This is a genomic window from Roseateles sp. SL47 (genome assembly GCF_026625885.1).
Classification (GTDB): Bacteria; Pseudomonadota; Gammaproteobacteria; order Burkholderiales; family Burkholderiaceae_C; genus Roseateles.
The window spans coordinates 1,263,681-1,290,374 of record NZ_CP113068.1 but is presented as its reverse complement, the minus strand read 5'-3'; the positions used below and the strand labels follow the sequence as shown (position 1 = coordinate 1,290,374).

At 66.2% G+C, this 26,694-nt stretch carries 17 protein-coding genes; 9 read left to right on the top strand and 8 right to left on the bottom strand.

Annotated features, from left to right (window positions below; translation table 11 throughout):
- Positions 1 to 18: 18 nt before the first annotated feature.
- The 3 genes from OU995_RS05620 to OU995_RS05610 form a co-directional block, all read right to left on the bottom strand.
- Entirely contained in the window at positions 19 to 1,809 is a 1,791-nt protein-coding gene (locus OU995_RS05620) for an ABC transporter substrate-binding protein (protein ID WP_267834555.1), read from the bottom strand.
- Between the two features lie 207 nt (positions 1,810 to 2,016).
- Positions 2,017 to 3,915, bottom strand: coding sequence for an ABC transporter substrate-binding protein (locus tag OU995_RS05615; protein ID WP_267834553.1), 1,899 nt, complete (start codon positions 3,913 to 3,915; stop codon positions 2,017 to 2,019).
- Between the two features lie 97 nt (positions 3,916 to 4,012).
- Positions 4,013 to 5,905 carry an ABC transporter substrate-binding protein gene (locus tag OU995_RS05610; RefSeq protein ID WP_267834551.1) on the bottom strand — a complete coding sequence of 631 codons (1,893 nt, stop codon included), beginning with the start codon at positions 5,903 to 5,905 and terminating at the stop codon, positions 4,013 to 4,015.
- Between the two features lie 347 nt (positions 5,906 to 6,252).
- Here OU995_RS05610 and OU995_RS05605 point away from each other — a divergent pair, with 347 nt between their 5' ends.
- From OU995_RS05605 to OU995_RS05575, 7 genes are all read left to right on the top strand, one after another.
- The gene (locus OU995_RS05605) at positions 6,253 to 7,191 is read left to right on the top strand and encodes an ABC transporter permease (RefSeq protein WP_267834548.1); all 939 of its coding nucleotides are present in this window, start codon (positions 6,253 to 6,255) and stop codon (positions 7,189 to 7,191) included.
- A 25-nt stretch (positions 7,192 to 7,216) separates the two neighbouring features.
- Complete coding sequence (locus OU995_RS05600) at positions 7,217 to 8,263, top strand: ABC transporter permease (protein WP_267834547.1); 1,047 nt, start codon at positions 7,217 to 7,219, stop codon at positions 8,261 to 8,263.
- 18 nt (positions 8,264 to 8,281) lie between these two features.
- On the top strand, positions 8,282 to 9,976 hold the full coding sequence (locus tag OU995_RS05595; protein WP_267834546.1) for an ABC transporter ATP-binding protein: 1,695 nt from the start codon (positions 8,282 to 8,284) through the stop codon (positions 9,974 to 9,976).
- Positions 9,977 to 10,084: 108 nt separating this feature from the next.
- Positions 10,085 to 11,368, top strand: coding sequence for a solute carrier family 23 protein (locus OU995_RS05590; protein ID WP_267834545.1), 1,284 nt, complete (start codon positions 10,085 to 10,087; stop codon positions 11,366 to 11,368).
- 235 nt (positions 11,369 to 11,603) lie between these two features.
- The gene (locus OU995_RS05585) at positions 11,604 to 13,616 is read left to right on the top strand and encodes a GGDEF domain-containing protein (RefSeq protein WP_267834544.1); all 2,013 of its coding nucleotides are present in this window, start codon (positions 11,604 to 11,606) and stop codon (positions 13,614 to 13,616) included.
- A complete protein-coding gene (locus OU995_RS05580; protein ID WP_267834543.1) occupies positions 13,613 to 15,661 on the top strand; it encodes a sensor domain-containing diguanylate cyclase in 2,049 nt (682 codons plus the stop codon). The genes OU995_RS05585 and OU995_RS05580 overlap by 4 nt, the downstream gene beginning before the upstream one ends.
- A gap of 67 nt (positions 15,662 to 15,728) precedes the next feature.
- Positions 15,729 to 17,384 (top strand): SulP family inorganic anion transporter, encoded by a 1,656-nt coding sequence (locus OU995_RS05575; RefSeq protein ID WP_267834542.1) that lies wholly within the window; start codon positions 15,729 to 15,731, stop codon positions 17,382 to 17,384.
- Positions 17,385 to 17,496: 112 nt separating this feature from the next.
- Here OU995_RS05575 and OU995_RS05570 read toward each other — a convergent pair whose 3' ends face one another.
- Positions 17,497 to 18,831 (bottom strand): MFS family transporter, encoded by a 1,335-nt coding sequence (locus tag OU995_RS05570; RefSeq protein ID WP_267834541.1) that lies wholly within the window; start codon positions 18,829 to 18,831, stop codon positions 17,497 to 17,499.
- Between the two features lie 373 nt (positions 18,832 to 19,204).
- Between OU995_RS05570 and OU995_RS05565 the strand changes: the two genes are divergently transcribed.
- Positions 19,205 to 19,528 carry a DUF4148 domain-containing protein gene (locus OU995_RS05565; protein WP_267834540.1) on the top strand — a complete coding sequence of 108 codons (324 nt, stop codon included), beginning with the start codon at positions 19,205 to 19,207 and terminating at the stop codon, positions 19,526 to 19,528.
- Between the two features lie 641 nt (positions 19,529 to 20,169).
- On the opposite strand, the gene OU995_RS05560 is transcribed toward OU995_RS05565, so the two are convergent.
- From OU995_RS05560 to asd, 4 genes are all read right to left on the bottom strand, one after another.
- The gene (locus OU995_RS05560) at positions 20,170 to 20,550 is read right to left on the bottom strand and encodes a YkvA family protein (RefSeq protein ID WP_324288710.1); all 381 of its coding nucleotides are present in this window, start codon (positions 20,548 to 20,550) and stop codon (positions 20,170 to 20,172) included.
- Positions 20,551 to 20,575: 25 nt separating this feature from the next.
- Positions 20,576 to 22,294 (bottom strand): AMP-binding protein, encoded by a 1,719-nt coding sequence (locus OU995_RS05555; protein WP_267834538.1) that lies wholly within the window; start codon positions 22,292 to 22,294, stop codon positions 20,576 to 20,578.
- Positions 22,295 to 22,876: 582 nt separating this feature from the next.
- A complete protein-coding gene (locus OU995_RS05550) occupies positions 22,877 to 24,196 on the bottom strand; it encodes a tryptophan--tRNA ligase (RefSeq protein ID WP_267834536.1) in 1,320 nt (439 codons plus the stop codon).
- Between the two features lie 220 nt (positions 24,197 to 24,416).
- Positions 24,417 to 25,334, bottom strand: a complete 918-nt coding sequence (gene asd, locus OU995_RS05545) for an archaetidylserine decarboxylase (RefSeq protein WP_267836188.1) — start codon at positions 25,332 to 25,334, stop codon at positions 24,417 to 24,419.
- A gap of 353 nt (positions 25,335 to 25,687) precedes the next feature.
- Between asd and OU995_RS05540 the strand changes: the two genes are divergently transcribed.
- Positions 25,688 to 26,617 carry a rhodanese-related sulfurtransferase gene (locus OU995_RS05540; RefSeq protein ID WP_267834534.1) on the top strand — a complete coding sequence of 310 codons (930 nt, stop codon included), beginning with the start codon at positions 25,688 to 25,690 and terminating at the stop codon, positions 26,615 to 26,617.
- Positions 26,618 to 26,694: the final 77 nt, after the last annotated feature.

Below are 26,694 nucleotides of genomic sequence, written 5' to 3'. Positions count from 1 at the left end.
CTGCCTGCGCAGAGCCGGTCAGAACCTCGGCTGCTGCTCCGTATCGATGTCGACGTATTGCCAGAACATCTGATTGAAGAAGGGCCGCCGGTAGCCGATCAGCCAGGACTGGCTGATGTCGATCACCATGCGATGCACGCGGTACTTCTGCGGCATGTAGGCCGTGAGCAGCCGCTGGGCTTCACGCAGCAGCGCCAGCCGCTCCGGCCCATCCGGCAGCACCAGCATCTGGCGATAGATCTCATCAAAACGCTCGAGCTTGAAACGCCCCAGGTTCTGACCGCCGGAAGCTGGCCCGTACACCAGCTCCAGACTCAACTGCGCATCCGGCGTGGAGTTGTTGAAGCCCAGTTGCCAGATCTGCAATTGCCCCGCACGCGCCGCCTTGAGGTTCTCCGGCCAGCGCGCCATCTGGATCTTCAGACGGATGCCCAGCCGGTCCATGTTGCGCTTCCACAGCTCGTCGTAAGGCTTGGTCTTGGAATCCGGCGTCGAGGCCAGCTCCAGCACCAGCGGGCTGCCGTCCGGCATGTCGCGCCAGCCGTCACGGTCCTTGTCCACATAGCCATAGGTGTCCAGCAAGGACTTGGCACGCGCCAGGTCCGTCTCACCGTTTTCCGACCGGTACTGCTCGTCGTAACCCCAGGTCATCGGGCTGACGATCGACTGCGCGCGGATCGCCTGATGCCGCCGCACCAGGTTGATCTCCGTCTCGACATCCGTAGCCAGACCAATCGCCCGGCGCAGGGCCACCTTCTCAGGGGTGTACCCGCCCACCACCGGATCTTCCATGTTGAAGTAGTACAAGTGCCGGTCGCTGGCCAGCACCCGATGCAGATGCATGCCGCGTTTGGCGAGGTTGGGCGCCAGCTTGCCGTGCGGCAGCGCAATGTCCGCATATTCCTCCGGCAGCGTGTAGATGAGGTCGAATTCCCGGTTCAGGAAAGACAGCCAGCGCGGCTGGAGTTCCTCGATGATGCTGATCTCCACCGCATCCACCATCGGCAGGCGGCGTCCCTTCAAACGCGCCAGCAGCGCCTGGCCCTCGGCATCATCCGCATTGGGTTCGGCGTCATAACGCACATCCCGAAAGCCCGGGTTGCGCACCAGCCGGAGGAAGGAACTGCGCCGCCATTTCTCCAGCTGGAAAGGCCCCGTCCCCACCGGATGCTCACCGATGCTGGCCCCGTAGTGTTCCACCACCTCGCGCGCCACGGCGCCGTAGGTGTCGCCCCCGGCCAGGTTGTAGAGAAAGCGCGGCCGCGGCGCTTCCAGGTTGAACTGCAGCGTGTAGCGGTCCAGCGCCTTCACGCCCTCCACCGGCCGGTCATAGTTGAAAGGCTTCTTACTTTTCAGGGCCTCGTCGCGCATGGCCTGCAGGCCCTTGATGCCCTCCTGCCGGAAACTCGAATACATCGGTGACTTCACCGCCGGGTCAAAGAAGCGCTTGAGGCTGTAGACATAGTCCTCGGCCGTCAATTCCCGGCGTTTGCCCTTGAAGGCCGGATCGTCCGCGAAATAGAGGCCCGGCCGCAGCCGGATGGTCCAGGTGCGGAAGTTGTCCGTCACCTCCGGCATGGCCATCGCCGTGTTGGGCTTGATCTTGTAGGGGCGGGCCAGGTAGTCGTAGTTGTAGAGCGACTCGAAGATATGGGCCGTGACGGCGCGCGAATAGAGGTCGCTGATCTGAGCCGGGTCCAGGGTGCTTTCCGCCACCAGGAAGGCATAACGCAGCACCTTCTCGCGGGGGTGGTGGGGCGTGGTGTTGCCGGGTGCCGTGGTCCCGGGCGCCATGGTCCCGGGCGTCATGGTGGCGGAGGTCGTGGCCCCGGCGGTCGCAGGGCCTGGGACACTCGTGGCCTCGCTTGCACTGGCCCGCGCGGCCGGCGATGGCGCCATCAGCATCAAGCCCAGCATCACCAGTGCAACGGCCCCCAAGCAAAGACCGCCAAGGCGCGCGGTGGGGCGGACGATCGATGGCAGCAGCTTCGGGCGAGGCATCATGCAAGTGCGGGGCTAATGGGTCTGGGCCGTGGGGGACATCGTCGGGGCGGCTCCGGCATTGGGCGCTGCGCCTGCAACTTGGGGGGTGTCGATGTCGACATACTCCCACCAGTTCTGCCAGAACGGCGCCCGACGGTAACCGATGACCTCCGGCCGGGTAATGTCTGTGATGTAGCGATGGGCGCGATATTTGTAGGGCATGTAGGCCGCTGCCAGCCGCTTGGTTTCCAGGAACACCGCGTCACGCTCGGGTCCATCGGGCAGATGGCTGGCCTGGTCGTAGAGCTTGTCCATGGCGGGCAGAGCGAAGCGGGCAAAGTTCTGCCCGTTGATCTGGCCCGAGTACAGGCGCGCCAGGGAGTCCTGCCCATCGGGCTTGGAACCGGAGCTGGCCAGCGACCAGATGGCATAACGCCCGGCCCGCATGGCCTTGAGGTTTTCCGGCCACTTGCCGGTCTTGAACACCAGCCGCAGGCCCACCGCCGCCAGGTTCTTCTGGTAGATCTCGTCGATCTGGCGCTGGAAGGCTTCCGGTGTGGTGAGGCTCTCCAGCACCAGCGGCCGACCGTCAGGCAGGTCGCGCCAGCCGTCGCCATCCTTGTCGACATAGCCGAACAGGTCCAGCAGCGCCTTGGCCCGGGCCGGATCAAACTCCCCGTTCTCACTCTTGAAGGACGCTTCAAAGCCGGTGGTGTTGGGCAGATAGAGGGACTGCGCCACATACGCCTGCCCGCGCCGAGCCACCCGCAGTTCCCGGCCCACATCCATGGCCAGGCCAATGGCCCGCCGCAGCGCCACCTTCTCCGGCGTGTAGCCGCCGACCACCGGGTCTTCCATGTTGAAGGCGGTGAACAGCACATCGGTGGCCGTCACGCGGTAGGCCTTCATGCCCTGCTTGGCCAGGTTGGGGGCCAGCTTGCCGTTGGGCAGGGCCTGGTTGATGAAGTCCTCCGGCACCCGCTCGATGAAGTTGAACTCCCCGGCCAGGAAGGACAACCAGCGCGGCTGGTTCTCCTCAATCACGCTGAGCTCCACCCGATCCACCATCGGCAGCCGGCGGCCCTTGAAGCGCGCCACTAGCGCCTTCCCTTCGGCATCATCGGCGGCCGGTTGAACTTCCTGGTCGTAGAAGCGAGGCCTGTAGTCGGGATTGCGCTCCAGCACCATCAGCGAGCTGCGCCGCCACTGGGTCAGCACAAACGGCCCGGTGCCCACCGGATGCGCGGCCGACTGGCCGGGATAGGCCTCCATCACTTCGCGCGCCACGGCCCCATACAGATCGCTCTGCGCAAAGTTCTCCATCAGGCGCGGCCGGGTCTCGGCCACCTTGAACTGCAAGGTGTAGCGGTCCAGCGCCCGCAGGCCTGCAATCGGTTTGTCGTAGTCGAAGGGGATGCCGCGCTTGCGGACTTCATTGCGGTACTCCGCCAGGCCCAGCAGGCCCATTTCCTCCACCTCGCTCCAGCTGGGCGAGAGCACCGCCGGGTCGGCAAAGCGCTTGATGGCGTAGACGTAGTCCTCGGCCACCAGCTCACGGCGACGGCCCTTGAAGGCCGGGTCATCGGCAAAGTAGATGCCGGGCCGCAGGCGCACGGTCCAGGTGCGGTAGTCGTCGCTGACCTCCGGCAAGGCAGCGGCCGTCAGCGGCTTCATGCGGGCCGGGCGAGCCAGATGGTCGTAGGTGTAGAGCCCCTCGAAGATGTGGGGCGTGATCATGCGGGAATAGAGGTCGCTGATCTTGGCCGGATCAAAGCCCGTCTCGGCCACCCGCAAGGCAAAGCGCAGCACCTTGGGGCGGGACCCGTCTGGCGAGCCGGCCTGTGCCTGTGCCTGTGCCTGTGCCTGTGCCTGTGCCGGGGCCTGTGCCGGGGCGAGGCCCGCCAGGGCGGCCCCCGTCCACACCGCCCACATCAGCGCGGTGGCCCACCACCTAGCCCTCGGGGGGTGTGAGGCGCATGAGGCATGGGACGCGGGTGGGGTGCGGCCCGGCCCACCGGCAGCGGCTGCATCAATGCCGCTGGGACTTCTGCAATACATCGGTATCGATATCGACATAGGCCCAGTAGTCGCGTTGATAGAGGTTCTTGTCGTAGCCGATCACCCAGGGGTGGGCGAGGTCGGTGAACACCTGATGGGTCTCTGCCTTGAACGGCATGTAGGCCACCGCCATGCGCTGCATCTTCTGCATCAGCGCCAGCCGTTCCGGACCATCCGGCATGGAATGCTGCTGCTCAAACAGGCGGTTGTATTCCGGCAGATCAAAGCGCGACTTGTTGGACTGGCCTTTGCTGGGGCCATACGCCAGGCCCAGGAAGTTCTCACCGTCCGGAATGTCCGCGCCCCAGCTCAGGCCCCACATCTGCAAGCGGCCCGCATTGGCCGCCTTCAGGTTTTCCGGCCACTTGCCGATCTTGAACCGCATGCGCACGCCGATGGCGGTCATGTTCTTCTGCCACAACTCGGCCAGCTGGCGCTTTCTCGCGTCGGGCTCGGTCGTGTATTCCAGCGTGAGCGGGCTGCCGTCCGGCAGGTCGCGCCAGCCGTCGCCGTCCTTGTCCACATAGCCATAGAGATCGAGCAGGGCCTTGGCGCGGGCACGGTCAAACTCGCCCATCTCGGACTTCAGCTGCTTGTCATAGCCGAACACGCCCGGAGAGATGATGCCCTGCGCCGGCACGGCCTGTCCGCGACGCGGCAGACGGATCTGCTCATCCTGATTCACCGCCAGTGCAATGGCACGGCGCAGCGCGATCTTGTCCGGGGTGTAGCCGCCCACCACCGGGTCTTCCATGTTGAAGTAGCTCATGGTCACGTCCGCCCGCTCGTAGCGGATGGCGCGCTGGCCCTGCTTGGCCAGGTTGGGCGCGAGCTTGTTCTGCGGGATGGCGACCGGTGCGAATTCATTGGGCAGGTCGTCCAGCAGGTCGAACTCCTTGCGCAGGTAGGAGAGCCAGCGCGGCTGGCTTTCTTCGATCACCGAGATCTCCACACGGTCGACCATCGGCAGACGCCGCCCCTGCAGACGCTTGACCTGCTCGGCCAGTACCGGCCGCTCCGTCGGCACAGGCTCGTGGTAGTACACCTCGCGGAAGTTGGGATTGCGCGTGAAGACGATCTGCGACGACCGCCGCCACTGCGACAACACCCAGGCGTTGGTGCCCACCGGATGCTCGCCCACCCGGTCCCCGTAGGTCTCCACCACCTCGCGGGCCATCAGGCTCAGCATCGGGTCGGCAAAGTGGTAGATGAACCGCGGGTCGCTGTTGCGCACACGGATGTCGACGGTGTAGCGATCCACCAGGCGCAGGCCCTCCACCGCCTGGTCGTAGTTGAACGGCTTGCCGCCCTTCAAGGCAGCATTGCGCACCTCATCCAGACCCAGAATGCCGGCGCCCTGCAGCCGATACAGATGCCCGCTCTTGACGACCGGGTCATAGTGCCGCTTGAGCGTATAGATGAGGTCGGCGCCGGTCAGCTCGCGTTTCTTGCCCTTGAAGGCGGGGTCGTCTGAAAAGTAGATGCCCGGCTTGATGCGGAAGATGAACCGCGTGGCGTTGTCCAGCACCTCGGGCATGCCGTCGGTGACGGACGGCTCCAGTTGATAGGGTCGCTGGAGATAGCTGTAGCGCAGCGGGGCATCAAACATGTTGGCCACCAGGTTGCGCGAATACAGGTCGGTGACATAGGCCGGGTCGAACCCTGTCTCGGCCACCCGCATGGCCACGCGCAGCACCTTCTCCGGACCCGCCACCGCAACCGGCGCGCCGCTCACGGACGAAGCGGCCCCCATAGGCTCCACTTGCGCCACTGGCACCACTGGCGGCACCTGCGCGAAGGTGGACGAAAAACCGAAGATCAGGGCCGTGGCCAGGCCTCGGGTCGAGGCCGTCATGCGTTGCATCGAAAAACCATCCTCAAAAACAGGCACAAATGACCGTGCGCGGGAAAACGCGCAGTCTAGGGGCGGCTACCGGCCTTGACCATGCCAACAACCCTCAACGACCGCAGGCCTGCCCAAGCCCTTGTCAGGATTGGGCGCATGGCGACCACCTCGCACAGGAACAACCGAAGTGCGATATCAGTTTTCTCCGATGCTTTCAGGGCAAATGCCGGTACGGCCCTTGCATGCGCTGTCATAGACTCCCGCGTGATTTGCATGGTTCCCGAAGGGCCCTGGCCGTCCCAAGCGTCCGGGGTTTTGCTTTTTCTGTCGCCCGCGTGGCGTCGCTTGAATGGAGTCCCCCAGCAATGGCGGCTTACCTGATCAGGCGCCTGTGGCAAATGATCCCCACCCTGCTGGGGGTCGTGCTGCTGGTGTTCTTCCTCTTCAAATGGTTTGGCGGGGATCCCGCTGAAGTGCTGGGCGGCCTCAACGCCAGCGCCGATCAGATCCAGGCCATCCGCGATCAGCTCGGCTTGAACAAGCCGCTGTGGGAACAGCTGCTGATCTTCCTTCAGCAGATCGTGACCTTCGATTGGGGCAAGAGCTGGGCGACCAATGAATCGGTGGCCCACCTCTTTGCCACACGGCTGCCCGCCACGCTGACGGTGATGATCCCCATCCTGCTGCTGGAAGTGCTGCTGCCGGTGCCGTTTGCACTGATCGTGGCCTACCTGCGTGGCCGTGCGGTGGACCGTGCGGTGATGATGGGCACCACCATCGCCGTGTCGATCTCGTTGCTGGTCTATGTCATCGTGTTCCAGTACGTGTTCGCCTTCCAACTGGGCTGGTTCCCGGTGCAGGGCTGGAGCGACAGCGTCTGGACCAATCTCACCACCTACGCGCCGCTGCCGGTGTTTGTGGCGGTTGCGGTGGCCTTGTCACCCTACACCCGGCTCTACCGCACCTTCTTCCTGGACGAGATCGGCCATGAATACGTGCGCACCGCGCGGGCCAAGGGCCTGACCGAGAAGACCATCCTGCTCAAGCATGTGCTGCGCAACGCGATGATCCCCATCCTCACCAACATTTCGGTGGCACTGCCCAGCCTCTTCGTGGGCTCGTTCCTGCTGGAGGTGTTCTTCTCGATTCCGGGGCTGGGCCGCGAGATTCTGCTGGCGGTGAACCGCAGCGACTATCCGGTGATCCAGGCCTTTGCCATCTACATCGCCGCCATCACGATGGTGGTGAACCTGGTGACCGACCTGCTCTACAGGCTGGTCGACCCACGGGTGGTGTTGAAGTGACGGCGGGACGGACGGAGATTCCAGCATGAGCAGCGTGATGACAGCCTCCGGCGCGACCCGCCCGAAGGCGCAGAAGTCCCAAGGTGTGTGGGCCGCCTCCTGGCGGCGCCTGCGGGCGGACAAGGTGGGCATGGCGGCCCTGACGGTGGTGGCGTTGTCGCTGCTGCTGGTGGTGCTCGCCGGCCTGGGCCTGGTGGCCGGCGACTGGCAGAAGGAGACCGGCGTGCCGAACGCGCCGCCCACCTTCATGGGGCCGGGTGCGGTCGAGACAGCCGCCGCCGTCGAGGTGGACAAGCGGACCAAGGTGGACCTGAGCGACATCGACCCACTGGCGCCCAAATACGGTGAATGGGCGGAACGCGCCAAGCACTACAAAACGGATGAAACACCGCGTGCGCAGACCTTGCCCTTCGGCGCGGACCGGCTCGGCCGCGACGTGCTGGCCAAGGCCATCAAGGGCGCCGAGATCTCCATCATGGTGGGCGTGCTCGCGGCCGTGGTGGCCACACTGATCGGTACGGTGCTGGGCGCCCTCTCCGGCTTTTATGGCGGCAAGGTGGGCGACTTCCTGGAGTGGGTCTACAACGTCTTCACCGCCATGCCCAACATCCTGCTGATCTTCGCCTTTGCAGTGGTGTTCGGCCGGGGTGTGCTGCCGGTGGTGATGATCCTGGGGCTGGCCGGCTGGACGGGCATCTACCGGTTGGTGCGGGCCGAGTTCATGAAGCACTCGGGCCGCGAATATGTGCGTTCCGCCGAAGCCATCGGCGCCAGCCGCACCTCGCGCATGTTCAAGCACATCCTGCCCAACGTGTCGCATGTGGCGCTGGTGCAGCTGTCGCTGCATGTGGTGTCGTTCATCAAGAGCGAAGTGATCCTCTCCTACCTGGGGCTGGGCGTGAGCGTGGACCAGGTGTCCTGGGGCACGATGCTGTCGGAGGCCCAGAACGAGCTGATCCTGGGCTATTGGTGGCAATTGGCGGTGGTGACGCTCTTCATGGCGGTGTTTGTCACGGCCTTCTCGTTGTTCACCGATGCCTTGCGTGATGCGCTCGACCCCAAGCTGCGCTGAAGCCCCCAGGAGAAAACAATGTTGCTGAGTATTCAGGACCTGAAGGTGGCCTTCCGCGTCGGCAAGGTCCATGGCGAGGTGCAGCGCGCACTGGCGGTGAAGGGCGTGAGCTTTGACATCCCCGAAAACAGCACGGTGGCCCTGGTGGGCGAATCCGGCTCGGGCAAGAGCGTCACCGCCATGTCCATCCTCAATCTGCTGCCGGAGAACGCCGAGCGCAGCGGACAGATCCTGTTCCAGGGTCGCGACCTGCTCAAGACCAGCCTGAGCCAGTTGCAGGCGGTGCGCGGTCGTGAGATTGCCTGCGTGTTCCAGGACCCGATGAGTTCGCTCAACCCGGTGTTCACCGTCGCGGACCAGATCATGGAGCCGCTGATCAAACATCTGGGCATGTCGCGCCGCCAGGCGCTGGTGCGGGCCGAGGAGCTGCTGAATGAGGTGGGCATCCCCGACCCCAAGCGGCGCCTGAAGAGCTATCCGCACGAGATGTCCGGTGGCCAGCAGCAGCGCGTGATGATTGCTGTGGCCCTCACCTGCAATCCGAAGCTGCTGATTGCCGACGAACCCACCACCGCCCTGGATGTGACCATCCAGCGCCAGGTGATGGAACTGCTGGCCCGGCTGAAGGAGAAGCACCGCATGAGCATGCTGTTCATCTCCCATGACCTGGGCGTGGTGGGCGAGATTGCGGACCGGGTGGTGGTGATGCGCCATGGCGAAATCCGCGAGCAGGCGCCCGTGGCCGAGATCTTCCATGCGCCGCAGGATGCCTATACCAAGGCCCTGCTGGCCTGCCGCCCGTCGCTGACCGAGAACCCGGCCCGGCTGATGGTGATCGACGACCACATTGCCGGCCGTGAGGCCCAGGGCGGTGGCAAGCTCAAGGACCCCAACGCCCCGGTCATCCTGGAGGCCCGCGGCCTGCGCAAGAGCTTCTTCTTCAAGTCCGGCCTGTTCGGCAAGCAGGAGTTCAAGGCGGTGAAGGGCGTGGATTTCCAGCTGCGCAAGGGCCATACCCTGGGCGTGGTGGGCGAATCCGGCTCGGGCAAGACCACCATGGGGCTGACGCTGCTGCGCCTGCATGAACCCACGGGCGGCGAGGTGCTGTTCGAAGGCAAGGACCTGCTCAAAATGTCGGGCAGCGACTGGCAGAAGATGCGTCGCCGCATCCAGGTGGTGTTCCAGAATCCCTATGCCTCGCTGAATCCCCGCTTCACCATTGCGCAGACGCTGGTGGAGCCGATGGAAATCCACCACATCGGCGGCTCCCATGAAGAGCGGCTGGCAACGGCCAGTGCCTTGCTCAAGCGGGTGGGGCTGGATGACAGCGCCCTCTACAAGTACCCGCACGAGTTCTCCGGCGGCCAGCGGCAGCGCATTGCGATTGCCCGCTGCCTGACGCTCAAGCCGGAGGTGCTGGTGCTGGACGAGGCGGTGTCGGCGCTGGACGTGTCGGTGCAGGCGCAGGTGCTCAACCTGCTCAAGGACCTGCAAGACGAATTCGGGCTGAGTTACATCTTCATCAGCCACGACCTGGCGGTGGTGAAGTTCATTTCGGATGAAGTGCTGGTGATGCAGCATGGCGAGGTGGTGGAGCAGGCGGATGCCCGCGAGCTGCTGGCCGCCCCGAAGAAGAAGTACACCCAAGACCTGCTGGGCGCCGTGCCCCGCGGCTATACCGGCCAGGCGGCGGCGGCAGCAGCGGCGGCTTGAGCCCTGCCCCCCGCCCCGGTCATCGTGACCAAGGCAGGGGAAAGGCCCAGGGGCCTGCCATCGCCCGGCATCACTACACTCGGTGACTCATTCACTGAGGTAGATACCATGGGTTGGTTGATGCGCTGGCGCCCTGTGGCGGCCGGCCCCGAGACGGCGGTCGCTCCTGACGAGCGACTGTCCTGGCCACAAACGGCAGCGCTGGGTCTCCAGCATGTGATCGCGATGTTCGGCGCCACCGTGCTGGCCCCGTTGCTGATGGGCTTTGATCCCAATGTGGCGGTGCTGATGAGTGGTGTCGGCACCTTGATCTTCTTTGTCATCACGGGCGGCAAGGTGCCGAGCTATCTGGGCTCCAGCTTTGCCTTCATCGGTGTGGTGATTGCCGCCACCGGTTACGGCGGCAGCGGCCCCAATGCCAACCTGCCGGCGGCCCTGGGCGGCATCGTGGTGTGCGGCGTGGTGTACAGCGTCATCGGCCTGGTGGTGGCCGCCATCGGCGGCGGCTGGGTGGAAAAGCTGATGCCGCCGGTGGTGACCGGGGCCGTGGTGGCCGTCATCGGCCTGAATCTGGCCGCCGTGCCCATCAAGAACATGGCACCCACACCCTTCGATGCCTGGATGCAGGGCCTGACCTTCGTCTGCGTGGCGCTGGTGGCGGTGCATGGGCGCGGCATGGTGCGACGGTTGCTGATCCTGGCCGGCCTGATCGCCGCCAGCCTGCTGTACGCACTGCTGACCAATGGCCTGGGCCTGGGCAAGCCGATCGACCTGAGCGGAGTCCAGGCAGCCGCCTGGCTGGGCCTGCCCACCTTCACCGCCCCGCGCTTTGAATCGCAGGCGCTGCTGATGATCGTGCCGGTGGCGCTGATCCTGGTGGCGGAAAACCTGGGCCACCTGAAGGCGGTGAGCGCCATGACCGGCAAGGACATGTCCCCCCACCTCGGCCGCGCCTTCATCGGCGACGGCGTGGCCACCATCGTCAGCGGCGCCTCCGGTGGCACCGGCGTGACCACCTATGCCGAAAACATCGGCGTGATGGCCGCCACGCGCATCTATTCCACTGCCGTGTTCGTGATTGCAGCCTTGATGGCCCTGCTGCTGGGCTTTTCGCCCAAGTTCGGCGCCTTGATCCAGGCCATTCCGCTGGCGGTGATGGGCGGCGTGAGCATCGTGGTCTTCGGGCTGATCGCCGTCGCCGGCGCCCGCATCTGGGTGGAACAGCAGGTGGATTTCAAGGACCCACGCAACCTGATGGTGGCCGCAATCACGCTGGTGATCGGCACCGGGGATTACACGCTGCACCTGGGCGGCCTCTCCCTGGGCGGCATCGGCACCGCCACCTTCGGCGCCATCCTGCTTCATGCGATGCTGCGGCCACGCGGGCGGTAAGCGCCCAGGCGTCTTATCCTGCACCGACGCGCAGTCGTGCACGATTGCCCGGCGAGGCTGGCCGGGACCACCCGTAACAACACGTACAAACGCCGCCTTAGACAGTACGACAGACATGGTTGGGAGTCCAAGAGCCACAGACGCAGAGGCCACCGAGCCGGGCGCAACCGCCTCACGGCGGGGTGCGCACGGCCGCCGTTGGCGGTCGGCCGCCTTGCTGAGCACTTGGCTCGGCATGGCCATGCTGCTGACGGGATGCCCGGCGCAGCAGGCGGCGCCCCGGGCGGGCGACACGTCGGTGCAGGACCGGGCCACGGTGTCGGAGCTGGAGCAGCAGGAGCGGATCGGTCTGGCCCAGCCGCAGGAGCATGTGCGGCAACTGCTGGACCTGGAAGCCCGCATGCCCGCCGACAGCCCGCAGCGGATGGAAGCGATCAGCCAGCGCGCGGCCTTGCTGGCGCAGGTCCGGGACCGCAGCGGGCATGAGGCGGCCGTCGAAGCGCTCAAGACCTGGCCCGCCAACTCCCCGGCCCGGGCCCAGGTGCCGCTGGCGCTGATGCTGGCCAAGGCCCAATGGCTCAAGAGCAACGGGCAGTTGGGGGCCGGCATCCGCGTGCTGGGCGGTCTGGCGGACGTCGATCAGGCCCACGCGGAACCCCGCATGCTGTTCAGGACGCTGCTGCTGCTGGGCTATCTGCAGAGCGACTACGGCGAGGTGGATGCCTCGGTGGAGAGCGTGCTCAAGGCCATCGAGCTGGCGCGCAGCATGGGCTCGGGCTGGCGGGCCGCGAGTGCGCAGATCACGCTGGCCTTCTCGTATTTCCGGGCTCAGCAGGGCGACCACGCGCGGCAGATCATGGTCGAGGCCCAGGCCGCAGCGAAGCTCGATCCGGACCCGGTGCTGATGTACAACGTCTCCACCATGACCGGCATCGTGCATTCGCAGGACGCCGACCCCACCATCACCCAGCAGGCCCGCGAACAGGCGCTCCGGTATGCGCGGGAGGCCCAGTCCCGCTACCTGCAGGCGCTGGCGCTGGGCAATCTGGCCGACTTCGAATTGCGCCAGGAGAATTTCTCGCGGGCACTGGACTTGTCGCAGCGCGCCAATGTGCTGTCCCAGGAGATCCGGGCCATCCAGACCGAGATCCTGGCCCGGCACAACATGGGCATTGCCAAGATCGGCATGCGGCGGCTGGAAGAAGGCAAACGCGATGTGCTGCAGGCCATCACCATGGATGCGCAGCGCGAGGCGAGCAGCTACACCGCCGACGCCTGGCTGGAACTCGGCAGCTATCTGGAGAAGGCTGACGACATTGCCGGTGCGGTTGATGCCTACCACCGCTCCCGCCAGTTGTTTGATGCGGTGCTGCGGGACGAAACCCGCAAGGCCATGCTGGAAGCGCAGGCGCGCTTCGAAGACCAGCAGCGCGAGCGCGAGATCCAGCTGCTGAACCAGGACAACAGCCTCAAGGCCGAACAGATCCGCAGCCGCGACCTGCAGCTCAAGCTATGGGCCGAAGTCGGCGTGGGCGTGCTGCTGTCGGGCGCCTTGCTGGCGGTGGCCTATCGCCGGGTGCGGCGCACCAATGCGGCCCTGGCCCAGACCAATGAATCGCTGCGCGTGCAGAGCGAGCGGGACCCGCTCACCGGCTTGGCCAACCGGCGCCATTTCCAGAAGGATGTGGGCGCCCGTTGTGATGATCACCAGGGTCTGCGCGGCAGCATGTTCCTGGTTGATATCGACCACTTCAAGCGGATCAACGACCAGTGGGGCCACGCGGCGGGTGATTCGGTGCTGATCGAAGTGGCCCGGCGTCTGCGCAGCGTGCTGCGCGAACAGGACATGGTGGTGCGTTGGGGCGGCGAGGAATTTTTGATCCTGGTCCGCTCCGAAAACACCGACGACGCACGGTTGCTGGCGCAGCGCCTGCTGGACCAGATCGGCGGCGTTCCGGTGGACCATGGGCCGCTGTCCATTCCGATCAGCGCCTCCATTGGCTTCGCCAGCTTCCCCATGGCGCCCGCCGGCCTCACGCTGGCGTGGGAGCGTGCGGTGGACATCGTCGATACCGTCATGTACATGAGCAAGGCCCACGGCCGCAACAAGGCCTATGGCGTGGCCGCCGTGAAGGCCCAGACCCGCGAGGAACTGCTGGCGCTGGCAGGACGGATGGAGTCGGCCTGGCACCAGGGGCAGGTGGACCTGATCAGCCTGCTGGGGCTGCAGATGGAGGAGCGTGCATGATCCGTCATGCCCTGCACGCCTGCCCGACGGTCATGCGGATGGTGACAGGGCTGAGTCTCCTCTGCGTGACCGGTGCCTTTGCGGCCGACCCCTCCGACCGCCAGCTCGACGCTGAATTGGCGCAGTGGGTCCGCATCGGCTACAACGAGCCGAAGGAGGCGCTCAAGGCACTGCAAACCCTGCGCGCGAGCCGCCACGAAGCGGCCCGACCCGCCCATGCCCTGCGGATCGACTACACCATCGGCTGGGTCCAGGCCCTGGCGGGCGATATGAACGAAGCCCATCGGATCGCGGACGAACTGGACCACCGACCGGGGGGCCTCCCGATGGCGCTGCTGCTGCGCGCGGACGTGCAGGACCGCATCGGCCAGCCGGTAAAGGCGGGTGAACTGGCCCAGCAGGCGCTGACCGAGCTGCTGCCGGGATGCCCGGAAGAGCCCCCCGTCCAGATCTCCCCCGCCTGCGACTGGCGCGGCACCTACGCCGCGTTGCGCCTCGTCGCCCGCGCCCAGTCGGCCCGCGGGGAACCGGCCTCCGCACAAACGCGGCTGCATCATGCCCTGGCATTGGCCCAGGCCGCTGGCGACACCTTTGCCACGGTCAGCGTCATGGGCCAACTGGCCACCAATGCTCAGGACATGGATCAGCCGGCCATCGCGCAGCAATGGCTGACGCAGGCCCTGCAACTCGCGCAGGGCGATGTGCTGGCGATGGTGCGGATGCGCATCGTGGAGTCCGGCATGGCGGCGCATCGCAACGACACCCGGACCCAACTCGCGGTGCTGGAAGAAGGGCTTCAACTGGCCAAGCACACGAACGCCCGGCGTGAGGTGGCCACGCTCCAGGCCAGCCTGGCCGATGCGTACATGCATACCCACCAGCCGGCACGCGCCGCCCAGCTGGCCCGCCAGGCCCTGCCGGTGGTGCAGGAGTTCGGCGATCAGCGGCTGGAGCGGACCTTGCGGCACAACCTGTCGGTGTCGCTGGTGCTGCTGCGCCAGTTCGACGCCGCACGGCGCGAGGTGAACCGCGTCATCGAACTGGCGCGCGGGGACAACGATGCGGTGCGCCGCATCCTGCAACTGCGCGAACTCGGCGAGGCCTATGCCGCCGTCAATCAACCCCGCGAAGCCTTGCGGCTCTATCACGAGGAACGCAGCCTCAGTGCGGAGACGGCGCAACGCAAACGCGAATCCGCGCTGCGGCAGCTCAGCTACAAATACGACAGCGAAGCCCGCCAGCGCGATCTGGAACTGGCCCGGCGTCAGCAGGCGCTGCAAAGCCAGGAACTCACCAACCGCCGGCTGGCCCAATATGTGGGAGTGGGATTGGCGCTGCTGCTGGGCCTGTCCGTGGTGCTGATGGGCGTGATGCTGGCCCGGGTGCGGGACACCAACAAGCGGCTCAAGGCCAAGCAAAGCCTGCTGCGCGCTCAAAGCGAACGCGATCCACTGACCAACCTGGCCAACCGCCGGTATCTGCTGTCGGTGATGGAGCGGGAAGCCGGCCAGGCATTTCACGGCGGCCTCTTGATGATCGACATCGACCACTTCAAACAGGTCAACGACCGCCATGGCCATGCCGCCGGCGATGCGGTGATCCGCGAGATCGGCCACCGCATCGGCCAGGCCGTGCGCGCGGAGGACGTGGTGGTGCGTTGGGGCGGCGAGGAATTCCTCGTCTACGCGCGCACCGTGGCACTGGAAGCCCTTCAGCATCTGGCCGAACGCATCCTGATGGGCGTGGCCGAACAGCCGGTGTCGACCGCCAATGGCCCACTGCGAGTGACCGCGTCCATCGGATATGCCCATTTCCCGCTGGCCCCGACGCAGTTGCCCCAGCACTGGGAACAGGCGGTCAACTGGGCGGACATGGCCCTCTACACCGCCAAGTCGCAGGGGCGCAATCGGGCCCACGGCATTGCGACGGTGCAGGCGGCGGACGTGCAGGCCCTGATGCGCATGGAAGCGGATTTCGAAGCCGCCTGCCGCGCGGGGCAGGTGCGGCTGCAGACCCTGCTGGGGCCGGAGGCCTCGGCGGGCTGACCGAGAGCGCCGCCCCCGCCCCCTATACTGCCGCGCGCCCCCTTCTGATGCCTGTTGTGCCGCTGCCATGCCTCTGACTGCCTTTTGGCACCCCCTGCGCGTCCAGGTACGCGACTACCTCCAGGCCTGCCTGAAAGACGACCTGGCGGCGGCGCTGGTGGTCAGCGTGCTGCTGATCCCGCAGAGCCTGGCCTATGCCATGCTGGCCGGCTTGCCGCCGCAGGTGGGGCTATATGCCAGCCTGCTGCCGCCGCTGATGTATGCGCTGCTGGGTTCCAGCCCCTTCCTGAACGTGGGGCCGGTGGCAGTGCTGGCGCTGATGATTCTGCAGACGCTGCAACTGGCGCCCGCTGGTGTGAGCCCGAGCGAAGCGGCGCTGGTGCTGGCGGCCGAGGTCGGCCTGCTGCTGGGTGCGGCGGCGTTGCTGCGGCTGGATGCGCTGGCGGCCTTGCTGTCGGTCCCGGTGCTGCATGGATTCGAGACCGGTGCCACCATCGCCATTGCCGCCAGCCAGTTGCCGGTGCTGCTGGGCGCGCAGGCTTCCGGGGCCAACTTGCCGGAGCTGTGGTCATCCGCCCGCAGCCATGGCTTCGAGGCACAAGGCATTGCCAGCCTGTTCGGCATCGTCGCCCTGCTGGCGCTCCTGGCTGTGCGGCGCCTGCCCAAGGGCCTGCCAGCGCGCATGGCGCCGCTGGGGGTGCTGCTGATCGGGATACTGGCCGCCTGGGCCCTGGACCCGCAGGGGCTGGCGCGCGTCGGTACCTTGCCGCCCCTGGCCCTGCACCTGACCGTTCCGCGCCTGAACACGCACCTGTGGATGACGATGCTGCCGGGCGCCGCCCTGATCGCGCTGCTGGGATATGTCTCCAGCCTGGCCGTGGCGGAGTCGCTGGCCCGACGGGTGGGCCAGCGGGTGTTTCCGCGCCGGGAGCTGATGGGCCTGGCAGGGGCCAACCTTGCTGCCGCGCTGACCGGTGGGATGCCGGCCGCCGCCAGCTTCTCGCGCAGCGTGCTGATGAGCGACGCCGGCAGCCGCACCCGCATGACCGGGGTGTTTGTCGCGGGTCTGATGGGCTTGGCCCTGGTGACGCTGTCCCCCCTGCTGGCCTGGTGTCCCAAACCGGTACTGGCGGCCAGCATCATGGCGGCGGTGCTGGCGGGGGTGTCGCTGCAGCCCTATCGCGACGCCTGGCGCTACGACCGGGCGGAAGCGCTGCTGATGACGGTCGTGACCTTGCTGGTGCTGGGCGTGAGCATCACGGCGGCCCTGGGGCTGGGCGTGCTGGGCGCGATTGCCCTGCTGCTCAAGCGCAGCGCCCGGCCCCATGTGGCCCTGATCGGACGCATTCCGGGCACCGAGCACTACCGCAACGTGGAGCGTTATCAGGTGGAGTTGGACCCAGAGGTGATGGGCCTGCGGATTGATGAAAGCCTGCTGTTCCTCAACGGACGCAGCCTGGCGGACGTGGTCCAGGCCCATCTGGACACCCGCCCCGGGACGCGGCGCGTGCTGCTGCAGATGTCCCCGGTCAACAGCATCGACTTCAGCGGGCTGAGCGCGCTGAAGGACCTGCATGAGGCCCTGGCCCGCCAGGGACGCCGGCTGGACCTCAGCGAGGTCAAGGGGCCGGTGCTGGACCGGCTCAAGGCCGGCGGCTGGGATGACTGGTTCTGCGGACGGCTGTTCATGAGCCACCACCAGGGCATGCGCGACGAGCACTGAGCACCGGCGCGGGGACGGATGTGCGGTCTGGGGCTGGAGCCAGAGCCGCAGCCGCAGCCGCAGCCGCAGCCGCAGCCGCGAAGGGTCACGGCTCCCCGCCGAACGGCTCCGCTCAGTGCTCTTCGTTCAAATAACCGGTCTTGCGCAGGTCCGGCATGAGCCAGCACACCAGGAAGGCAAAGCCGCACATCACCGAGACGTAGATGTAGAACAGGCTCTCGTGATTGATGCTCTTGAGGTAGAGCGCGGTGTACTCCGCCGATCCGCCAAAGGCCGCATTGCCGATGGCGTAGGAGAGGCCGACGCCCAGGGCGCGGATCTGCGGCGGGAACATCTCTGCCTTGATCAAGCCGCCGATGGAGGTGTAGAGGCTCACGATGGCCATGGCCAGGATGATCAGGCCAAAAGCGGCATAGGGGCTGGTGATGGTCTTGAGCGCGGAGAGGATGGGCCAGGTGCCCAACATGCCCAGCAGCCCGAACAGCAGCATCGAGGTGCGGCGTCCGATGCGATCCGACAGCGCACCGAACAGCGGCTGCATGCACATGTAGACGAACAGTGCCGTCAGCATCACCGTACTGGCCACCTTCTTGTCCATGCCGGCGCTCAGCACCAGGTATTTCTGCATGTAGGTGGTGTAGGTGTAGAAGGCCAAGGAGCCCCCTGCGGTGAAGCCCAGCACGATCAGGAAAGCCTTCCAGTGATGCTTGAACAGCTCACCCATGGTGCCGGCCGTCTTGCTTTGCAACTGCTCGGCCTTGGCGGTCTCGTTGAGCGAGCGGCGCAGGTAGAAGGCCACCACGGCCGTCACGGCGCCGGCCGCAAAGGGGATGCGCCAGCCCCAGTCGTGCAACTGCGCATCGGTGAGGGTCTGCTCCAGAATGGCCACGACCAGCACGGCCAGCAACTGCCCGCCAATCAGGGTGACGTACTGGAACGAGGCATAAAAGCCGCGCTGGCCACGCAGGGCCACTTCGCTCATGTAGGTGGCGCTGGTGCCGTATTCACCGCCCACCGACAGGCCTTGGAACAGGCGCGCCAGGAGCAGCAGGGCGGGGGCCATCACCCCGAGTGTCTCGTAGGTGGGCATCACTGCGATGGCGAGCGAGCCGCCACACATCATCAGCACCGAAATCATCATGGCCGTCTTGCGGCCCTTCTTGTCGGCGATGCGGCCGAACAGCCAGCCGCCGATGGGGCGCATCAGGAAGCCCAGCGCGAACACGCCGGCACTGCTGAGCTGCTGCACCACCGGATCGCCCTTGGGGAAGAAGGCGTGTGCGAAATAGATGGAGGTGAAGGCGTAGACGTAGAAGTCGAACCATTCCACGAGGTTGCCGGACGACGCACCGACGATCGCCATGATGCGGTCGCGTTTCTCGTGCGGCGTGTAATGGCCGGGGATTCTGCCGGACGCCACGGCGGCTGAGGGTTGAGGACTGTTCATGGCGGCAAGCCTACTCTCACGATCTGAAGGCTGCAGACGCTCGCCAGAGGGTCATGAACGCTGGGCGCACTGACTGGCGCTCAGCGGGCCTCGGCCCACGCCAATCGCACACTGAAAGTCAAAACCGGGCGCCCCGGGGAAAGCACATCTGTGCGGTTCCGACGGATCGGTCGGATGCCGGACAGGGTGGGGGAGCTTGGGCGAAGGCCGATTGGATTGTTCCAAATCATTCAACGGTGTGTTGCGGCGAGATGGATTTAAGGGTGAACCCTAATCCTCTATCGTTACGCCATCGACACATCAATTTCGAGCTGTCGAAACCGCTCAAGCCCCTTCGCAAAATGCCCTGAGGCTGAATTTGAAAGGAATCATCATGAGCACCAAGAACATCATCGCTGCTGTCGTTTTTGCTTCTGTGGCCGCTGTGGCCGGAAATGCAATGGCCAATGACAACCCGCATCTCCAGCCGGTGAATACGCCGAGCCAGGTGAGCCGTGCGGAGGTGCTGGCCGACCTGCAGATTTATCGTGAATCCGGCCTGGCGGCTGTGGAGCAATCGGAGTCTTACGGCTACGACGTGGCCCGCCGTGAGCAGGCGCAAGCCAAGTACACGCAACTGCGCCAGTCGCCCTACTACGCCACCCTGGTGAAGCGTTTCGGCGGCCAAGCCCCCGCGACGACCGTGGCGCGGAGGTGATTCGCCCCCCAGTCACTACCGCTCCTGCCCCCAGGGGGCGCTGCCCAGCGGCCTGGCAGAGCCAGTTCCGCGGGCGTGGCTGGATAAGGCCCTTCCGTCGCTGACGCTCCTGTCGGGCTATGGGGTGGCGGGGCCAGGTCTGCGGGGGGCTGGGTAACGCCCTGGTGGGCGTTGAATGAATATGTTTTGGTCGGCGGCGGTGAATCTCCGCACTCCTCCTCGCACCGCCGCCGGCCCCCTCCATACCCTTTGGGAGATTTTCGGATCTGCCAAAGGGTTATGTTTTTGGGGCACCACAAGAATACCCGTGCACCCACTATTGATACGAGAATCGCCCAAACTGCGTTCTGTCATTCAGACGGACACATAACCAGTTTCACGCGCCAGGCTCCAACGCCGCAGCCCACCAAGCCACACCCGCAACCCTGGATCTCCAGCGGCTCGGGCAGGCGCGACACGACTGGGGCCCGCCGTCCCGGTCGATGTGGTGTATTCGCCCCACCGCTACGTCTCTGCCCGGATGCGGGTGTCTGTTGCCTGGGTCGCCGACACCCTCCAGCAGCGAGGTCTGGGCGTGCCATGACGGCAGCATGACCGGGCCCATGCGGCAGTCAGCACGTGGATGCAGCCCTGTGACCGCGTCAGCCGGACCGGAACCACCAGACCATCAGCAGCACCACCAGCAACACCCACAGCACCACAACGGCCGCCGCCATCCGGAGATGGCGCGGCAGACGCGCCCGCTGCAACGCCGCGCGCTCCCTCGCCCGGGCAATCACCGGCGCCGGCATCATGCGCAGCACCAGCCAGAAGCCCAGCGGCACCAGTAGCAGGTCATCCAGCCAGCCGATGACTGGAATGAAGTCCGGGATCAGGTCGATGGGGCTGAGCGCATAGGCCGCCACAGCCAGCGCCAGCAATCGGGCCGGCCAGGGTGCCTCACGGTCCCGGGCGGCATAGAACACGGTGAGCAGCTCGCCCTTGAGCAGGGCCGCCCAGCGCTTGAGAGAACCTCGTTTCATGCCGCCCATCATGCGGCAGACGGGCTCAATCGGCCAGCAAGACCTTGCGGCGCTGTGCGACCCACCCCTCCAGCTTCGGCCCAAACACCTCTTCCACCCGAGGGCGGCGCACCTTGAAGGTGGGCGTTACCAATCCGTTGTCCACCGTCCAGGGTGTGGTCATCACCGCCAGCAGATCCAGCTGCTCATGCGGATCGAGCTTGGCATTCACGGCCGCCAGATGCGTGGCCAGGCCGGCCAGCAGCGCTTCGCGTCCGCCCGCCGTGGCCACCTGGTTGACCGCCTCTGCCGACAGCATGGCAATGCCCACCGGCTGGGACAGCCCCGCACCCGCCACCACCACCGCCTCCAGCAGCGGATGCGCGCCCAGGCGATCTTCAATCGGTGCGGGCGACACGTATTTGCCCTTGCTGGTCTTGAACAGATCCTTCACCCGGCCGGTGATACGCACGCAGCCCGACACCGAACCCTTGGTCAGGATGTCGGCCTTGTCACCGGTGTGCAGCCAGCCGTCCGGCGTGATGGTTTCGGCAGTCAGCTCAGGCTGCCTGTAGTAGCCCAGCATCAGCGCGGGGCTCTTCATCTGCAGCTCGCCGGTGATCGGGTCCAGGCGGGTCTGCACGCCGTCATACGCGGGGCCGACCGTGCCGGTCTGGTCCTCGCCGGGCGTGGTGATATGGGAGACCGCCAGGTTCTCCGTCATGCCGTAGCCCTCGTTGATCGGCAGGCCGAGCGCGCGATACCAGCGCAGCAGCGCCACCGGCATGGGCGCCGCGCCACCAGCCGCCAGGCGGCACTGGTCCAGGCCCAGGGCGGTCAGCACCTTGCGACGCACCAGATTGCCGATGAACGGCAGCTTCAGCAGCAGTTCCAGCTTGCCCTGCGGCAAGCGCGCCCATACACCCTGCTGGAACTTGGTCCACAGACGGGGGACGGAGAAAAACACGGTGGGCCGGGCGCGCCGGAGATCGGCCGCAAAGGTGTCCAGGCTCTCGGCGAAATAAAGCGTAAGGCCCGTGCGCAGCCAGCCGTGTTCCACCAGCACCCGCTCCACCACGTGGGCCAGCGGCAGGTAGGACAACATGCGGTCCTCGGCATTCAGATTCACCCGGCGCAGGCCGGAATGAATGGCCCAGGCAAAACCGGCGAAGCTGTGCATCACGCCCTTGGGCGCGCCTGTGGTGCCGGAGGTGTAGATGATGGTGCAGAGCTCGTCCGGGCTGCGGGTGGGGCGGCCGCGCAGCGGGTCGGTGTCCCAGCAGATGGCGTCCCAGGTGTCGTAGTCATCCTGGGCCTGCTCCGGCGAAACCGGATAGCTGACACAGCGCACGCCGGCCGGTACACCCGCTTTCATCGACTCCCAACCGTCGAGCTTGCCCACAAACAGCAGGCGCGCCTCGCTGTGCGTCAGGACATGGTGGACCGTGTCCGGCGACAGGGTGGGATACAGCGGCACCGAGACATAACCCGCCATCCAGATGGCCAGATCGCTCATCAGCCACCAGGCGCAGTTCTTGGAGAGGATGGCGATGCGGCTGCCCGGGGCCCAGCCCTGCTCCAGACCCAGCGTCTTGAGATAGGCAGCCATGCGGCGCGTCTGGTCGGCCACTTCCCGCCAGGTGAAGTCCTTGATTTCGCCGTCGCCCATGGGTTGGCGCAGCGTGAGACGGTCCGGCGCTTCATCCTCCCAGTGATAGAGGCGCTGAAGGGCCAGGGCATCGGACGACAAGCGAGGAACGGACATCAAAGTTTCTGTTGGCCCCTCAGTCGTTGCGCTCCGGCCCGCCAAGGGCGCGTCCCCGGGTCTCGAAGCGGCCCTCCAACCGGGACCGGCTTGGGAGCGGGCGGGTCGCTGATGCGACGGCCCGAACCGGCGGCAGGTCGGTCGTGAGGCAGCCTCCAGGGGCGCTCAGAGCGGGGAACGCTCTGGGCATCGGAGCAATACGACGACTGAAAAGCGGGTTGAAAAAGGAAAACCGGCGAGACCCTCTGCAACACGTCCGCCACAGCCGGACCCATCGCGGGATCGAGCTTTACTTGCAACTACCGGGCGCTGCGAGGGGTGGGCGCCGCCCACATCCACCGCATCACACTCCGATGACTGTGGAGGAAGATGGCAGAGGTTCTCCAACGCCAGCGGCGTCTTGCATACAAGACTACGTGGCCTGCGGTCTTCCGACCAGACCGAGAACGCCTTGAGTGTGAAGAAGTGGACCGAGAACGCCGATCGCACAACTGCGACACCCCAGCGGCGGGTGGGGCAGACCCTGAAAGCAGCGCGGGCGGGGTGTCGGTCGTGTGGTTCGAGCTTGCGACCTGACGCTGATCAGGCTTTGTGGGCAGCGGCCTGCTGTTCTGCGGTGACCAGCGCTTCCAGCGCGGCGGCCAGCGTCGCCTCATCGGCCTCGCGCACCACTGGTGCGTCCGCCAGGGCGGCCTGGCCTTCACGCTTGAGGCGGGCGACCCACTGGCCAGCGTCCTTGCCCTGGGCCAGGCCGAGGCTCTGGAGCAGCAGGGTGCCGTCGGCGGCCAGCAGCTTGAAGTAGAACTGGCCATCGGCTTCGCGGTATTGCTTGAAGCTGGGCACCTGCGCCTTGGCCTTCACGGCGGTGGTCACCGGGGCGGCACGCACCTGGAAGCGACGCAGGCCCACCGCTTCGCGGCAGCGCTGCAGCAGCGGGCCGGCGATGGCGCGGGCTTTGGCGGCGCCTTCCATCAGGATGTCTTCGATGCGTTCGGGGTGCGCCATCAATTCGTCGTACCGGGCGCGCATCGGGCCGATTTCGGCGTCGATCACATCGAACAGTTGCTGCTTGGCCTCACCCCAGGACAGGCCGCCGTGAAGGGCTGAGCGGAAGGTCTGGCGCTGAGCGGGGGTGGCGAAGGCGTCGTAGATCTGCACGAGGTGGGAGCCTTCGGTCTCCTTGGGTTCACCGGGCAGGCGGGAGTCGGTGACGACGCGGGCGATGGCCTCGCGCAGCGCCTTGGCGCCGCCTTCGAAGAGCGGAATGACGTTGTCGTAGCTCTTGGACATCTTTCGACCGTCCAGGCCGGGCAGCAGTTCCATCTCCTGGTCGATGCTGGCCTCGGGCAGCACGAAGAATTCCTCGCCCTTGCCGAAAGTGTGATTGAAGCGTTGGGCCACGTCGCGGGCCATCTCGATGTGTTGTGCCTGATCCTTGCCGACGGGCACGCGGTGCGCGTTGAACATCAGGATGTCGGCGGCCATCAGGATGGGATAGCTGTAGAGGCCCATGGTGATGCCGGCGTCCGGGTCTTCACCGGCGGCCACATTGGCATCGACGGAGGCCTTGTAGGCGTGGGCGCGGTTCATCTGGCCCTTGGACGTAACGCAGGTCAACAGCCAGGTCAGTTCCGGGATTTCTGGGATATCGCTTTGGCGATAGAAGGTGACGCGGCTGGTATCCAGGCCGGCGGCCAGCCAGGTGGCGGCGATCTGAAGCCGGGAGGCCTCGATGCGGTCGGGCTCATCGCACTTGATCAGTGCATGGTAGTCCGCCATGAAAAAGAAGCTTTCGGCACCGGGTTCCCGGCTGGCCGCGATGGCCCGGCGCACGGCGCCGACGTAGTTGCCGAGATGCAGGGTACCGGTGGTGGTGATGCCGGTCAGGACACGCACAGTCATGGAGGCCTTCGCTCGCAGAATCGCTCAACAAACCCTGATTCTCCCCCAATCCCAGCGCCCCAGCACCCAACGACAGAGGTGCAGCCCCACCAGCCACTGCCCCTCATGGGGCCAGCAGCGCAGCGACTGGGGGGCCATCCAGCCACGCCCGCGGAACTGGCTCCGCCAGGCCGCTGGGCGGCGCCCCTCGGGGGCAGGAGCGCAGCGACTGGGGGGCCCATCATCCAGCCACGCCCGCGGAACTGGCTCCGCCAGGCCGCTGGGCGGCGCCCCTTGGGGGCAGGAGCGCAGCGACTGGGGGGCCCATCGATTCCCCAAGCCTGACAGCACCGCCCGGAGCCCATTCCGGGTTGAACGTCACCGCCTGCTCCTTGGGAAACAGCATCACCACCGTCGAGCCCAGCAGGAAGCGACCCATCTCGTCCCCCTGGGCATAGCTGAAGCGTTCGTCATCGTAGTGCCAGGTCCGGATCCGCCCCGGCCGCGGCGGATTCACCACCCCGTGCCACACCGTCGCCATCGAACCCACGATGGTGGCGCCCACCAGCACCATGATCCAGGGCCCATGCGGACCCTCGAACAGACACACCACCCGCTCATTGCGGGCAAACAGCCCCGGCACCCCTCGCGCAGTGGTCGGGTTCACCGAGAACAGGTCCCCCGGCACATGGATCATCCGCACCAGCCGGCCATCACAGGGCATGTGGATGCGGTGATAGTCCCGCGGGCTGAGGTAAATGGTGGCGAAATGGCCGTCGCGGAATCGCGCCGCCAGTGGCTGGTCACCACCGACCAGCGCCGTCACCGTGTAGCTGTGGCCTTTGGCCTGGACGATCTGCTCGGCCTGCACCGGACCGAACTGGCTGATGGCGCCATCCACGGGACAGATCAGCGGGGCTTGCGCCAGGGGGCGGGCGCCGGGCTTCAGGGCCCGGGTGAAGAATTCATTGAAGCTGGGATAAGCGGCCGGATCGGACTCGGCCGCTTCGCTCATGTTGACGCCGTAGCGGTCGATGAAGCGACGGATGGTCCAGGTGGTGAAGCCCCCCAGCTCGGCACTGGCGAGCCGTCCGGCCATGCGAGTGAGCAGCAGTTTGGGCATCAGGTACTGCGGCAGGACGGCAAGGCGGTCGGACACCATGGGTTCTCGTTTATCCAAAACGCAAGATTCTAGGCCCCCCAGTCGCTTCGCTCCTGCCCCCAAGGGGCGCCGCCCAGCGGCCTGGCGGAGCCAGTTCCGCGGGCGTGGCTGGAGGAGGGGCCCCCGGTCGCTTCGCTCCTGGGCCCCGGGGCGCGGGGCGGGGATTTGGGATCGGGGGCGGGCAGGGCTCGGGGAGCCGGTACGATTCGATCTGCTTGGGCTGCAGCGCCAAAGGGTGCGTGGCCGGCCTTAGGAGCGCAATTGCGAGATCTACCAGGTCCTTGGCTTGGGCTGGGGCACCCGCATCCGGATCCGCAGGGCGCGGCACTTCGTTTTTCTTTGTGATGTCCATGTCCGACACCCCCCATCCCGGCTCCACCCATTCTCCGATCTCCGACTCTGAAGCTCCGCAGCAGGGAGGTGGGAGCAGCGACGCTGCGGGCGGAATGGCGGCCGGTTCGGTCGAGTATCAGCACAGCTCGTTCTATAAGTTCGTGCCCATGGACGAGACCGCCGCGCTGGCCCAGCAGCTGCGCGATGTCCATGTGCAGTTGGGGCGGTCGGTCGGGGGCAACATCCTGCTCGCACCGGAAGGCATCACCGGCGCCATCGCCGGGCCGGTGGTCGCGCTGACCCTGTTCGAGGCGGCGTTGCGACGTCATCCGCCGTTGGCCTCGCTGCATTTCAAGCGCAGCTTCTGCACCACCCGTCCATTTACGCTGCTCAAGGTCCATGAAAAGCCGGAACTGGTGGCGTTCGGGTTGCCCAACGTGTCCGGGCTGTCCGACCGGCCCGATACCCATGTGTCCCCGCAGGACTGGCGGGAACTGATCCGGCGCGAGGACGTGGTGGTGCTGGACAACCGCAATCACTTCGAGTTTGAACTGGGCCATTTCGCCGGCGCCATCGACCCCCAGGTGCGCCATTTCCGCGATTTCCCCGCCTATGTCCAGGCCCACGCCGACACCTGGAAACGCGAAGGAAAAACGGTCGCCATGTACTGCACCGGCGGCATCCGCTGTGAGAAGCTCTCCGGCTGGATGCTGGACCAGGGCCTGCAGGTCCGCCAGCTTGAGGGCGGCATCGTGAACTACTTCGAGCAGATGCCAGACGCCGAGGCCGACTGGCTCGGCGAGTGCTTTGTGTTTGACAAGCGCATCGCCATCGATACCCAGCGCCGCGAAACGGCCACCACCGCCGAAGACGTCTATGGCGACGATCCGGCCGAGGCCTGGCGCCTGGCACGCGCGCGTCGGCTTGATCCCGGCAGCAGTTCGTGAATTTCGGTGAATGGATGACCGCCAAGCCTGGGCGGTCTTCGGCGCTGCGTCGATAATCGTGGCCTGATTGCTCCTAA